Genomic DNA, 11,961 nt, shown 5'->3' on the forward strand with positions numbered 1-11,961 from the left:
TGAAAAATATCTCATCTATACAGCGGCGCCCGAATTCTCCAGCTCCCCTCTCAGCAGGAAATTGCGAACCGTTTCAAATTCGCTGTGATCTCGCATCTCATTGGGATTTCCCACCTCAAGCTGATAGCGCGTTTTGGCGTCGAGGAAGATCGCGCGATCAGCGATGGCAAAGATGCTGGCCAGCTCATGCGTCACCACGACAAACGTGGCGCCCAGAGAGTCGCGCAACTCAAGGATCAAGTCGTCCAACAAACGTGAACTAATCGGGTCCAAGCCAGCAGATGGTTCGTCAAAAAACAAAACGTCCGGATCGAGCGCCATTGCGCGCGCCAGCCCTGCGCGCTTGCACATGCCGCCGGAAATCTCCGAAGGGTAGAAGTCTTCAAACCCGCGCAAACCAACGAGCGATAGCTTATAACTGGCGACTTCGCGGATTTCTTTGGGCTTCAGATTCGTGTATTCGCCCAGAGGCAAACCCACATTTTCCGCCAACGTCATCGAACTCCAGAGAGCTCCCCCTTGGTAAGTCACGCCAAAGCCCTTGAGCATTTCTTTCTTCACATCATCATCGGCTGAGGTGAAGTTGGCGCCATCGTAGAAAATTTCTCCGCGTGCAGGTTCCTTGATGCCGATCAGGTGCTTGAGCAGCGTGCTCTTGCCACAGCCAGAACCACCCATGATGATGAACACCTCGCCTTTGTTGACCTCGAAGTTGAGATCGTTCATCACGACAAAGCTTCCATAAGCCATATCCAGATGCTCGACGCGTATCTTTGGTTCACCAGTAGCCATAGCAGAACACGCTCAAACATCACCGTTAAGCCCTTGCAAGGCAAGGTTTTTGATGCGCAAATTGCCAGGACGCCCACATTACATCGACAAAGGGTGCAACATTCTCTTGGCTCAGGCTCGCCAACATGACCTACTGGAGTTACCACTTAATCTTCACCCTGCCGCTCGTGGCGGCGCTCTTCGCCTGGAACTGGCCTCGTTTGCGGCGGGCGCACTGGGTTTGCATGGGGATCGTCTGCCTCGTTGCCTTTATCTTCACCACGCCCTGGGATAACTATGCGGTATGGCTTGGCGTATGGGGGTTTGGCGATGACGTCAGCCTGGGCTACCCTGCCAGTAGCATGGCCATTGGCCCGGAGAATCCACAAGGTCTAACCTGGCTGGGACATATCCCCTTCGAAGAGTATTCGTTTTTTGTCATCGAATCGATCCTCGTCTGTTTATTGGTCGTGCGATTTTTACCAGCGCCAGGCAGTAAAGCTCAATGAGCCACCAGTCGACTCCTTATTCTGAGAGAATTTTGTATAAGTAAAACTACGCACCGTTAATTCAGTTCTACTGATTTCCAGCAGGGGCGCCTAACGCAATGATTCTAAGTTGACTTAGCCGTATGAGGTTCAGAATCTTTTCTTATTGGCACAATACTGCCATTATGAAAGCAATGAAACATCTACACCCATTCAACTTCAATAAGTCACGCCGCTTCTTTGCCGCTACTGCAGCGCTAGCCGCATCATCATCATCGGCCTTCGGTCTCATTAGCACACAAAGCCTATCCGTAAGCGCTGATGGACAATTCACCTACAGTAGCGGCTTGATCCACTACTGGACTGGCAGCCAAGGCTACTCGACCTACGATGTCGCCACCGGCGTGACCAACACGATCGGCAAGCCAGATGGAGCATTGACGAATGGGTTTGGCGATCCATTTGGCATATACGACTCGGCATCAGGCATGTTTTACGGAGCAACCTATTTGGACGGTGGCAACAGCTACATATACAGCTACAACACCTCGACCAGCACTTGGAGCGACGGTGTGCAGATGACCAATGCCTACGGCGGCGCCACCTATAATAACACGCTGTACGTTAGCGGCTTGGGTGAACCTTGGAATGGTGGCTATGGGCAGTCCACGTTCATTTTTGGCTTCAGTGAAGACGGCTTGCACGACGCGCTCATCGAGACTGGAGGCAACTCTTCCTACATGGCAATCGCACCCAACGGAGACATATACTATGCAAGGTTCGATTACGCGATAGCCAGCAACAACATCCTCTATCGCTGGGATGCAGCTGACGTCGCCAACGTCTTCAACGACTTAGCCGGCGGGGCAGAAGACACCTTCCTCACACTAGCCAATGCCGAAGTTATTCTTCAGCTTCCAGGCACCAGCAATGGGGTCGCAGTTGATGATGCGGGTAATGTATTTTTCACTACCAATGGTTCGTCTTCGATCCTGGGAATGGTGGATGACTCTTCTCCCGATGGCTATCAAACCATTGTGAGCAGCGCCGATGATGGCATCTATGGATGGTATGGCCCCATTTCAATCGAAGGTGATTTCACCGAGGGCGACCCACTCTACTTTTCACCCTATGGCTCGATAATCGAAGTCACCATGCAGGTGCCAGAACCTGCGCATTACGCACTGGTGGGCGGCTTATCGGTATTCGGATTGGTTTACTGCCGAAAGCGCAAGAAAAGTAGTGCTTCTGCTACTAGTATGTAGGACGATAGAAATGGTTAACGTGATGCAGACCTTTTATCACATAGTCTTGTTTATAGGGTTGGGCGCGCCTTTGGCGGCTCAGCCCTATTCGCTTGGGCTTGACGACAACAGCAACCCATACGATGCGCCGATACCAGGCTTCACTGGGCCTGGAGGTGAAGGCAAGGTCGACCTGCCGGGCTATGAAAACCCAAATGGTGAAACCTACGTGAATCCAATTTTCCTGAACTGGGCGGACGATGTGGTCAACTACTCCCCCGCCCTCGGCACGCACACCGACGGCACAACCGTCGTGGATCCGTTTTGGCAATTTTCAGGCGAAACACTGGGCCCCGTGACGGGCGACAATTTCGCCATCGCATCCCTGGGAGATCTCGACGCCGAGGCCATTAGCGCTAATTTTGAACCGGGCTCCTTGATCGTGAGCTTTAGCGAGCCGATCCGGGATTTCACTGGGGCCGATTTCGCTGTCTTTGAAAACGGATTCATCTCCAACTATAATACTGGCGGTACTGGTATTGGCGGCGTGTGGGCGGAACTGGCTTACGTCGAAGTATCCAGTAATGGCGTAGATTTCGCCCGTTTCCCCAGTGTCTCGCTAACGGAGTCAGCCGTCGGCGCCTACGGAACCATCGATGCGCGAAACGTCTATAACCTAGCAGGCAAGCATGTAAATGCCTATGGCAATAGCTGGGGCACGCCGTTTGACTTGTCCGAGCTCGCCGATCACGAGCTAGTCGCCGAAGGCAAGTTGGATATCAATGCGATCACCCATATTAAGTTGGTGGACGTGCCCGGCAGCGGTGATTTCCTCGATAGCTTGGGCAACCCGATCTACGATGGCTGGGTGACTTGGGGGAGCGGTGGCGCAGACATCGAGGCCCTCGGCGCCATTGGCCAAGCATTGACCTATGATGAGTGGAACGACGGCCGCGGACTCATCGCCAGCGAAGACCCCGACGGTGACGGTTGGAACAATTTTGCTGAATACGCCTTCCGGCTTGATCCCGAAACAACCGATGGCTATGCCGTTACGCGAATCGAGCAAGCTGAAGATGGCGTCCTCCACTTTGTTTTCCCACGTGACGAACGAAACGCAGACGTCATCTATGTCGTTGAAACTCAACTGGCGAATCTCGATGCAGAGAGCTGGATTGAAGCCGCTCGCTTTGGCCCGTTGACTGCTGTGAATTTCGACGACACCGTGATTGCAGCTTACCAAACGATCAACCAGTCCCCGCAAGCCAGTCTTGGGGTCTTACAAGATGTTTACCTGGAAGTCGTGATGCCTGGAGCTGGTGCAGGCGGGCGCTTCTTCCGACTCAAATTGGAGCCAATTGAATGACGTCCCGACGCCAACCGGCCTTTACCCTGATTGAGCTGCTGACATCCGTAGCGGTGATTGGCATACTATCTGGATTGGTGGCCATGGCCGTAGGCGAGGCGCGTTTTGCCGCGCAGAAAACAGAGTCGGCCAGCAATATTCGTGAGCTTGCCTCCGCAAATTTACTCTACGCCAATGATAATGGAAGCTTTGCGCCCAATGCAGATTTCCGTGATGTAGTTCACTGGCATGGCAAGCGATATGGAAGCAAGTTTGATGGAACTGACGGTTATTTAAGCCCTTATCTTGACGGAGGCCAAGTGCGCATCTGCCCGGTCTTTGCCGACATTTTGGAAGCGAGCGCGGGCGATCATTTTGACGAAGGCACTGGCGGTTACGGCTACAATGCCACCTACTATGGCGCGCGCGCCGATCTCTGGAACGCCCCCGTCGCAGTCGGCGCAAGCCGCGACGATTACATTCCCTGGTATTGCCGTGGAAACCTGCCGTCCCGAATCGAAAACGCCACGAACACGGTCATGTTTACTTCCACCGCGATTGTCAAAGGCGGCGGTGTCGTGGAAACCGGCAACGCTGTGCCCTACCGACATTTGCAAAACGGCAATCTCGGCGAAATCGCCACCCCAACCTGCCATTTTCGCTTTCGCGGCCAGGCAATCGTGGCTTGGGGCGATGGGCACGTCACCTTCGAGGAACAAAATGATGTTTCAACTGAACACAATGTCTATTCGGACGATAACTCCCCACATAGCGTTGGTTGGTTCGGTGACATTGATTGGAACGGCCCATGGAACCCCAATTCCGACCTCCAACGCGCCTATTAGAGCACTTTTCATCCAATACAGCTGCTGCTTCGGTTGGCGCAATGATCCAACCGAAGCCTGCCTCACAGCCATTTTGCGCAGCAAAATCTTTCGATGCAACCGGACGTTGCCGGGACGCTGCCTACTGGTAGATTTCGGCGCCGCTTTCGGAGAATTGCTTGGCTTTTTCCTGCATGCCTTGTTCGAGGGCTTCCTGTTCGGAGAGGCCTTGCTTGTCGGCGTAGTCGCGGACGTCCTGCGTGATTTTCATCGAGCAGAAGTTCGGGCCACACATCGAGCAGAAGTGCGCAGTCTTGGCGCCTTCCATCGGCAAAGTGGCGTCGTGGTAATCTCTGGCCTTTTCCGGGTCGAGTGAGAGGTTGAACTGGTCTTCCCAACGAAATTCAAAGCGGGCCTTGGAGAGTGCGTTATCGCGGAATTGGGCCGCTGGGTGTCCCTTGGCGAGGTCGGCAGCGTGGGCGGCGATCTTGTAGGTGATCACGCCTTCGCGGACGTCGTCCTTGTCCGGCAAGCCGAGGTGCTCCTTCGGAGTCACGTAGCAAAGCATCGCACAGCCGTACCAGCCAATCATCGCCGCGCCAATACCCGAGGTAATGTGGTCGTAGCCCGGAGCGACGTCGGTGGTTAGCGGCCCGAGCGTATAGAACGGCGCTTCGTGGCACCACTCCAGCTGCTTTTCCATGTTCTCCTTGATCATGTGCATCGGCACGTGGCCAGGGCCTTCGTTCATGACCTGCACGCCGTATTCCCAAGCGCGCTCGGTGAGCTCGCCCTGGGTCTTCAGCTCGCCGAACTGCGCGGCGTCGTTGGCGTCGGCAATGGAGCCTGGACGCAAGCCGTCGCCGATGGAGAACGACACATCGTAGGCGGCGCAGATTTCGCAAATCTCGTCCCAGTGCGTGTAGAGGAAGTTTTCCTTGTGATGCGAGAGGCACCACTTGGCCATGATCGAGCCACCGCGCGACACGATGCCCGTCATACGGCGGGCGGTCAGTGGTACGTAGCGCAGGAGCACGCCGGCGTGGATCGTAAAGTAGTCAACGCCCTGCTCCGCTTGTTCGATGAGGGTATCTTTGTAAATTTCCCAAGTCAGGTCCTCGGCCTTGCCGTTGACCTTTTCCAGCGCCTGATAAATCGGCACTGTGCCGACCGGCACCGGGCAATTGCGCAGGATCCACTCGCGGGTCTGGTGAATGTTTTTGCCGGTGGAAAGATCCATCAGCGTGTCACCGCCCCACTTGACCGACCAACGCATCTTCTCGACTTCTTCTTCGATCGAGGAAGCCACGGCGCTGTTGCCGATGTTGGTGTTGATCTTCACCAGGAAGTTCCGCCCAATGATCATCGGCTCGAGCTCCGGGTGGTTGATGTTGGCCGGGATAATTGCGCGGCCGCGGGCCACTTCGTCGCGGACAAATTCAGCAGTGATCTCTTCTGGGATCGAGCAGCCAAAGCCTTCGCCCGGGTGCTGCTTGCGAAGGTCGGTGGACGGCAGGCCAGCGCATTCGGCGGACGACATCATCTCCTCGCGCAACTGCTGGCGCTTCATGTTTTCGCGGATGGCAATGTATTCCATCTCGGGCGTAATGATGCCCTGGCGCGCATAATGCAACTGGCTGACGGACTTCACGCCCGGCTTGGCGCGGAGCACCTTGCGGCTGCCGCGGGCAAAGTATTCGATGCGGTTGCGGGCGCCTTCCTTTTCGGCGCGCTCGCGGTGCTTTTCGGACAGGTAACCGTCGTCAATCGGGCGGAATTCGCGGCCTTCGATTTCCTCAACGTCGCCGCGCTCCGTGATCCACTTTTGGCGCACGATTGGCAGGCCCTGGGTCACGTCGCCATGGAAATCGGGGTCCCCCCAAGGGCCGGAGGTGTCATAGATGCGGACGGGCGCATTGGGCTCGGTGGAGCCGTCGGGGCGCTTGGTGTCGCTGAGGGTGATCTCGCGCATCGGCACGCGGATGTCTTCGCGGGAGCCCGTCACATAGACGCGCTGAGAGTTCGGGAACAGAGAAGTTTTGGCGGCGCCGTTATTTTCGCTCATCGTAATTAAAGCCGGTTGCAAGTTTCGTTGGACGACAACGCTACGCCCCGGCACGTCGCCGATTCGCAATGGGTCGATTGTCGCAGAGTGAGTTCCATAATTTTTCCCTTCGGCGGCATTACCCGCATCAGGTTCCAAGGGTTCGGCGGGCGCTCGCCCTGCCATCTCAGCCCGTCGCGCCGGGCTCCCCAATTGTGCTACTAGCGAAAATCAACTAACAGAACTAGGCAATGGAAAAATCAGCCTGGCATCAACGCCAGTAAGATAACCGCGATTACAGCCAAAGCAATGCCTTGGAGGATGTATGGCGTTACTCGTTCACTGCCTTTATCACTATCTTGCATACCTATTTAATCGGCTTTTCCCCGTTAAATTAAAGGGGAATTTCCATTGTGCAGTAAAAACTTTACGCCACACTAACGGTATGAGCGCATCCATTACCTTTCAGAAGAAAGTCGAATTCAGTGAAACCGATATGGCTGGCATTGCGCATTTTACGAATTTCTTCTGCTGGATGGAGGCCGCCGAAGCTGAACTGTTCGAGTCCCTGGGCGCGCCAATGATTGAGAGCGAGAACGGCGTCACGGCCGGCTGGCCGCGCGTTCGCGTGAGCGCAGAGTTTCATGCACCCGTGCATTTTCGAGACATTGTCGAGGTGCAACTCACGGTTAAGCAGGTAAAAATCCGCGCTGTGGAGTATGCTTTCCGCATTTATCGCCTAGGGGAAGATGCGCCAGTCCATGTCGCCACGGCCTCAATGACCACCGTTTTCGCTAAACGAAACCCAGATACCGGCGCCATCGAATCGGCAGAAATCTCCCCCGAGCTCGCCAAAGCATTGGTCGAGCTGGCCGAAGCGGTTGATCAGTAAGCTTTCTCGTCGGGATGGAGCAGAATCCTGCACGTCTGGGCCATGATTTCCAAATCCAGCCAGAGTGACCACTCCGTGATGTACTCCAGGTCGTATTGCACCCGGTCGCGAATCATGTCCGGTTGGGTAATTTCTCCCCGAAAGCCGTTACACTGCGCCAGTCCAGTGATGCCTGGCTTCACGAAATGGCGCTGAGGGTAGATGCGGACCGCTTCGCCAAATAGCTTGTCATGTTGCGGCAAATGCGGGCGGGGGCCGACAATGCTCATCTCGCCCTTGAATACGTTCCAAAATTGCGGCAACTCATCCAAGCTGGTCCGCCGAAGAAATTGGCCAAACGCAAAAACGCGCGGGTCTCCCCTGCTGGCCTGGCGCGCTTCATCGTCGTTTTTCACATGCATGCTGCGAAATTTATAGATCGTGAAAATGGTCTTATTGTAGCCGCGACGCTCCTGGCGGAAAAAGACGGAGCCCGGCGACTCCTTACGCTGACGACTGCGCACCCATAAGATCAGTGGCGGCAGGATGAGGAGCAGGACCGGCGTCGCGATGATCAGATCCAGCGCACGCTTCACTATGCGGTTAAAGGGATTCTCCAGCGGTTCTTCGCGGGGAATGAAAAAAGTGTGCGGCCCGTCCTTGACCGAGGTCAACGGCTGCTCGAAGAATTCGGCCCAGGGATTGTAAATGAGCACCTGACAGCCCTGCTCTTCCGCCACACCCATGATTTTTTGGACCCAGAGTTTGGACTGCTTGGTCTCCAATAGGATTAGCTGATTCACGTAATACTTCGAGACCAGCTCCTCCAATTGCCCAACATTACCCACAAAGCCCTCGGCGACTTCCGCACTTGGCTCCACCGCAGTGTCCACCAGGCCGATTAGCTCAACACCCAGTGATTTCTTCCCCTCAATCCACTCGCTCATGCGGTCAAAGTTCTGCCTGCTGCCCACCACGAGGCAGCGGCGCGTGTTGCCACGCTTAAACAGAAGCTGAGAGATGATGCGCGGAAGCATAGAATTGAGCGCAAACAGCAGCAAGTAACTGAAAACGAGGTAGGCGCCTACGAAGATACGGGAAATCCCCTTGTCTTTCGTTGCGAAAATAATGCCAAACATCATGACCAGCAACACGGCCGTTTGCAGATTCGTCACTTGAAATATCCGCGCCTGATGTCGGCGGAACAATCCAGGCGCCAACAGCGTGTAGAACTGGAAAAAAATAATGCCGCTGGCGGTAATCCCCATCAAGTAGAGCGGGAAGTTAATCAGCTCATAGTTATAGCGTTCCGTATATTCGACGCCAATAACTGCCTGGCAGACGAACAGCGCATTAAGCACCGCGATTACCACGCATCCATGGAGTGTCAATAGTCCCTGAGAGCGACGATCAATCATAGAAACTATACCCTAACGTAGGAGTCAGTTTACACAAGGCAACCGGTAAAATTCACTGCAATTTCAGAATGAACCATGCATTTACGACTGTCCAACCGTAGATCGCCGCCAGCATGGCAAACAACAAGTTAAAGCCATAATTCCCATAGCGGAATAACGTCCGTTGCTTAACGATTGGACCAATGTCGTAATAAGTCAGCGCAATGACTGTTCGAATACCCCAATAGAGTGTCAACAGACCCGCCAACGCAGCGCCCAAGCGGGGTTCTTGCAAAAAAGCGTCTGCAAATAAGATGGTGATGGCGCCAAAGAAGAAATTCAAGGCTTGGATGTAGCGGCTGTAGGTGTGCGCAATTTGCTGATTCAGCCTAGTCGGCATCGCGGCAATGCCTGCATCCCAATACAGAATGCGGCGCACCCATTCATAGATCAGGGCGATGAAGATTTGCCCCGTTCCCGCGACATAAAGCAAATTTGTGGTCAGTGTCGTATTCATGGTTCTTCGGTGTTATGCAAAGCTTAGTTCAGTTGTTTTTATCTAACAAAGTCAGGCTGCGATGCGTTGCGGCTTCCCCATTCCAACGTCGGGAAATCCAGGCGTGAAGTGGGCCCGTACAAACTCTGTTTTTGTCCAAAAAGGCAGCGCCGCGCGCAACAAGTCATCACGCCAAACGTTTAGCCGCGCCCGATGCATTTGCCACGGCAGGTGCTTAACGCGAAAACGCAGTGTCTGCCTCAACCGGCGATTGAAAGCAATATACCGCTCCAAGACAAATTCGTTGAAGCCGTCCTCGTCAGCAGGGTCCGGCGCGAACGCATAGTCGGCGACAATTGCGATGCCGCCGCGAGCCAGTTCGCCTTGAAATCGACGGTTATGCTGCTCGTGCGCATAATGCATCGTGGTCCACTTATAGGGCAATCCATAGGTAATCGGGCCCGCAATCCGGGCCAGAAGCTTGGGCACATATTCCCGCAAGAAATGAATGCCGGGTTCGCCATTTACGCGTACGTAAGTTCGCACATTCAGGAAGATGTGCTCGCCAGGCTTGAGCAGCCAATGCGGCAAGTTTGGCCAACGCGCCAGTCGCAAATCTGTCATCTGGAAAAAGACCAGCGTAATCACCGCTTGTCCTTCGAACAAATCCAGTGGAAACGGCGTGTGAGGCTGCAACTCCTCCGGCTCGATGATAAAATGCAGCATCAACACGTCACGCCAGCCAGCATACATCAGCGGGCCGCCTTCTGCGTTCATGGTTTCCACCGCGCGCTCGTGAGGAGGCGCATTGTGGCGGGGTGGTTCGGTTAGTTTCAGTAGCATGGCGAGTATTCGTTAAGCGTTTGGTTTTTGCTTCATCTGGTCTTCAACGCTCGGGCGCCCGCCATCATCAGCAGGGCTCCGATCAAGAAACCAACCGGAAGCAGCCCGAGACCAGCAATGCCGAGAAAGAGCAATTGCGCGGCCCCGGTGACGAGAATCGTTGGAAAGGCCATGTAGGCCGCGCCGACCATCAGCAACAGCATGCCTGGAAGCGCTCTCATGCCGGTAGTTCCTCCTCGATGCGTTCCAGCCAACCGGCTTTGGGCGCGGTCAGCAGCGTGATTAATCTGGCGTCCCATTTCTTTGCAAAATAGGCGCCGGTGACCATCAATCCGTTCCAGGCAAGCACAGCGTAAAGCCATGGCTCACCGAACAGCTCCGGCGCTAACAGTGGCAGCAAGAGCGGGATTAGATTAAACCAGATCGTGTTGATCCACAGCCAGTTCCGTGGCGCACCCTTATGAGCGAAGCGCTGCCAATAGCCGATCAGCATCCCATAACCCATGATCGGCACAATCGCTAAGACCAGCGTTGCCACCAGGTAGAGCGCATGAACCACAATCGCGATCCCCAGCAAAGTGTTCGCAATGGCCATTGTCAGTGCAATGCGGCGGGCTCGTAGGTCCAAAATATCAAAATTGTCTTTCATCTTTTCCTCCAAAATTTTAGTTCTATATTTTCAGGATTATCTGAAAATTAAGTTCAAATAAAAGGTTACCCAGTTGTCGCCGTTGAAGTAGCCCAGAGCATGCCCAAGACGACGTCGACGCTTACGATTCGCGACTGGCGCAATGCCGATGGCGCGATCCAATGGGCGTTCATTGTTTTCGTATTTTCGATTAATTTTGAAAATTATATTCATGACGTTGATTTCAATAGAATGTTGATGCTTTAACCCTTATCCGAAGAACTTCAGGGCGGTGGGAACGACTTTACTGCGCTCAGATCGAGAAATACGATCCATTACGGAAGACGCGACGGAAACGAATTCTCCGAGATCTTTCATCATTTGGGAAAACTCTTTGGCCTCGGCTCCGGGGAGCTTGCTGGTGCGTGCCGCGCAGTCATCGAGCACCGCCATCGCGGGCTCAATCTCCCGGCGCTTGCGCTCGCGTGTAATCGCGCAAAACATCTTCCAGACGTCTTTCTCCGCCTCATAATAGTCTTTGCGCTCGCCCTTGAGCGCGGTGGGGCGCAGCAAGCCCCACCCTACCAATTCGCGCAGATTGGCGTTGGCGTTGCCACGGCTGATCTGGAGCAATTCCATAATCTGGTCCGTATTCATCGGCCCCGTGCTGGTCATGAGCGTCGCATGAATCATCGCCATCGTGCGATTAATACCCCAGGCGCTGCCCATCGCGCCCCATTGGCGGATGAAGTCTTCGCGAGCCTGTTCAAGTTCTGTTACGACTGTCTCTTCTTTTTTCATTCTTCATTTTCAATATTTACCGAAAATACAAATTCGTCAAGCGCAATTAATTCAGAAATTCTCGTCGGGAAAGGTTGACATGAACTCAATTTACCTAATTCTATGCATTTAATGCATTACTTTAGCTTATGCAAAAGCAAAAATTCTGAAGCAATTTCGAATATCATTGTGCTGATACTTGGCCCTGTTTTTGCTCTGTCGACGAAGAC

General features: G+C 54.1%; 14 protein-coding genes and 1 riboswitch. Of the genes, 5 read left to right on the plus strand and 9 right to left on the minus strand.

What is annotated here, in order from left to right; genetic code table 11:
- Window positions 1–15 precede the first annotated feature (15 nt).
- A complete protein-coding gene (locus tag RBB63_RS00280; protein WP_309379917.1) occupies window positions 16–792 on the minus strand; it encodes an ABC transporter ATP-binding protein in 777 nt (258 codons plus the stop codon).
- 125 nt (window positions 793–917) lie between these two features.
- Here RBB63_RS00280 and RBB63_RS00285 point away from each other — a divergent pair, with 125 nt between their 5' ends.
- From RBB63_RS00285 to RBB63_RS00300, 4 genes are all read left to right on the plus strand, one after another.
- On the plus strand, window positions 918–1,280 hold the full coding sequence (locus tag RBB63_RS00285) for a lycopene cyclase domain-containing protein (RefSeq protein ID WP_309379919.1): 363 nt from the start codon (window positions 918–920) through the stop codon (window positions 1,278–1,280).
- 173 nt (window positions 1,281–1,453) lie between these two features.
- Window positions 1,454–2,524, plus strand: a complete 1,071-nt coding sequence (locus tag RBB63_RS00290) for an autotransporter outer membrane beta-barrel domain-containing protein (protein WP_309379921.1) — start codon at window positions 1,454–1,456, stop codon at window positions 2,522–2,524.
- A 22-nt stretch (window positions 2,525–2,546) separates the two neighbouring features.
- Window positions 2,547–3,869 (plus strand): hypothetical protein, encoded by a 1,323-nt coding sequence (locus RBB63_RS00295; protein ID WP_309379923.1) that lies wholly within the window; start codon window positions 2,547–2,549, stop codon window positions 3,867–3,869.
- A complete protein-coding gene (locus RBB63_RS00300) occupies window positions 3,866–4,693 on the plus strand; it encodes a type II secretion system protein (protein WP_309379925.1) in 828 nt (275 codons plus the stop codon). The genes RBB63_RS00295 and RBB63_RS00300 overlap by 4 nt, the downstream gene beginning before the upstream one ends.
- Before the next feature lie 121 nt (window positions 4,694–4,814).
- On the opposite strand, the gene thiC is transcribed toward RBB63_RS00300, so the two are convergent.
- Window positions 4,815–6,737 (minus strand): phosphomethylpyrimidine synthase ThiC, encoded by a 1,923-nt coding sequence (gene thiC, locus RBB63_RS00305; RefSeq protein ID WP_309379927.1) that lies wholly within the window; start codon window positions 6,735–6,737, stop codon window positions 4,815–4,817.
- Window positions 6,738–6,824: 87 nt separating this feature from the next.
- A riboswitch (TPP riboswitch) is annotated at window positions 6,825–6,938 on the minus strand.
- Window positions 6,939–7,161: 223 nt separating this feature from the next.
- On the opposite strand from thiC, the gene RBB63_RS00310 reads away from it, so the two are divergent.
- Window positions 7,162–7,608 (plus strand): acyl-CoA thioesterase, encoded by a 447-nt coding sequence (locus RBB63_RS00310; protein WP_309379929.1) that lies wholly within the window; start codon window positions 7,162–7,164, stop codon window positions 7,606–7,608.
- Here the strand turns inward: RBB63_RS00310 and RBB63_RS00315 are convergent.
- Genes RBB63_RS00315 through RBB63_RS00345 form a run of 7 tightly spaced genes read right to left on the minus strand, consistent with a single transcriptional unit; the run spans window position 7,602 to window position 11,752 of the window.
- Entirely contained in the window at window positions 7,602–9,005 is a 1,404-nt protein-coding gene (locus tag RBB63_RS00315; RefSeq protein ID WP_309379931.1) for an exopolysaccharide biosynthesis polyprenyl glycosylphosphotransferase, read from the minus strand. The genes RBB63_RS00310 and RBB63_RS00315 overlap by 7 nt on opposite strands.
- 52 nt (window positions 9,006–9,057) lie before the next feature.
- A complete protein-coding gene (locus RBB63_RS00320) occupies window positions 9,058–9,501 on the minus strand; it encodes a hypothetical protein (protein WP_309379933.1) in 444 nt (147 codons plus the stop codon).
- A gap of 51 nt (window positions 9,502–9,552) precedes the next feature.
- On the minus strand, window positions 9,553–10,323 hold the full coding sequence (locus tag RBB63_RS00325; protein WP_309379935.1) for a DUF2071 domain-containing protein: 771 nt from the start codon (window positions 10,321–10,323) through the stop codon (window positions 9,553–9,555).
- 32 nt (window positions 10,324–10,355) lie between these two features.
- Window positions 10,356–10,544, minus strand: coding sequence for a hypothetical protein (locus RBB63_RS00330; RefSeq protein ID WP_309379937.1), 189 nt, complete (start codon window positions 10,542–10,544; stop codon window positions 10,356–10,358).
- Complete coding sequence (locus tag RBB63_RS00335; protein ID WP_309379939.1) at window positions 10,541–10,984, minus strand: hypothetical protein; 444 nt, start codon at window positions 10,982–10,984, stop codon at window positions 10,541–10,543. The genes RBB63_RS00330 and RBB63_RS00335 overlap by 4 nt, the downstream gene beginning before the upstream one ends.
- A gap of 24 nt (window positions 10,985–11,008) precedes the next feature.
- Window positions 11,009–11,185, minus strand: a complete 177-nt coding sequence (locus RBB63_RS00340; protein WP_309379941.1) for a hypothetical protein — start codon at window positions 11,183–11,185, stop codon at window positions 11,009–11,011.
- 36 nt (window positions 11,186–11,221) lie between these two features.
- On the minus strand, window positions 11,222–11,752 hold the full coding sequence (locus RBB63_RS00345; RefSeq protein ID WP_309379943.1) for a GbsR/MarR family transcriptional regulator: 531 nt from the start codon (window positions 11,750–11,752) through the stop codon (window positions 11,222–11,224).
- Window positions 11,753–11,961 lie beyond the last annotated feature (209 nt).

The organism is Cerasicoccus frondis (assembly GCA_031296915.1).
Classification (GTDB): Bacteria; Verrucomicrobiota; Verrucomicrobiia; order Opitutales; family Cerasicoccaceae; genus Cerasicoccus; species Cerasicoccus frondis.

What these genes read in the sequence shown, in the direction of transcription:
- RBB63_RS00280 (WP_309379917.1), bottom strand. Translation starts at nt 792, where the DNA reads ATGGCTACTGGTGAACCAAAGATACGCGTCGAGCATCTGGATATGGCT.
- RBB63_RS00285 (WP_309379919.1), top strand. Translation starts at nt 918, where the DNA reads ATGACCTACTGGAGTTACCACTTAATCTTCACCCTGCCGCTCGTGGCG.
- RBB63_RS00290 (WP_309379921.1), top strand. Translation starts at nt 1,454, where the DNA reads ATGAAACATCTACACCCATTCAACTTCAATAAGTCACGCCGCTTCTTT.
- RBB63_RS00295 (WP_309379923.1), top strand. Translation starts at nt 2,547, where the DNA reads ATGCAGACCTTTTATCACATAGTCTTGTTTATAGGGTTGGGCGCGCCT.
- RBB63_RS00300 (WP_309379925.1), top strand. Translation starts at nt 3,866, where the DNA reads ATGACGTCCCGACGCCAACCGGCCTTTACCCTGATTGAGCTGCTGACA.
- thiC (WP_309379927.1), bottom strand. Translation starts at nt 6,737, where the DNA reads ATGAGCGAAAATAACGGCGCCGCCAAAACTTCTCTGTTCCCGAACTCT.
- RBB63_RS00310 (WP_309379929.1), top strand. Translation starts at nt 7,162, where the DNA reads ATGAGCGCATCCATTACCTTTCAGAAGAAAGTCGAATTCAGTGAAACC.
- RBB63_RS00315 (WP_309379931.1), bottom strand. Translation starts at nt 9,005, where the DNA reads ATGATTGATCGTCGCTCTCAGGGACTATTGACACTCCATGGATGCGTG.
- RBB63_RS00320 (WP_309379933.1), bottom strand. Translation starts at nt 9,501, where the DNA reads ATGAATACGACACTGACCACAAATTTGCTTTATGTCGCGGGAACGGGG.
- RBB63_RS00325 (WP_309379935.1), bottom strand. Translation starts at nt 10,323, where the DNA reads ATGCTACTGAAACTAACCGAACCACCCCGCCACAATGCGCCTCCTCAC.
- RBB63_RS00330 (WP_309379937.1), bottom strand. Translation starts at nt 10,544, where the DNA reads ATGAGAGCGCTTCCAGGCATGCTGTTGCTGATGGTCGGCGCGGCCTAC.
- RBB63_RS00340 (WP_309379941.1), bottom strand. Translation starts at nt 11,185, where the DNA reads ATGAATATAATTTTCAAAATTAATCGAAAATACGAAAACAATGAACGC.
- RBB63_RS00345 (WP_309379943.1), bottom strand. Translation starts at nt 11,752, where the DNA reads ATGAAAAAAGAAGAGACAGTCGTAACAGAACTTGAACAGGCTCGCGAA.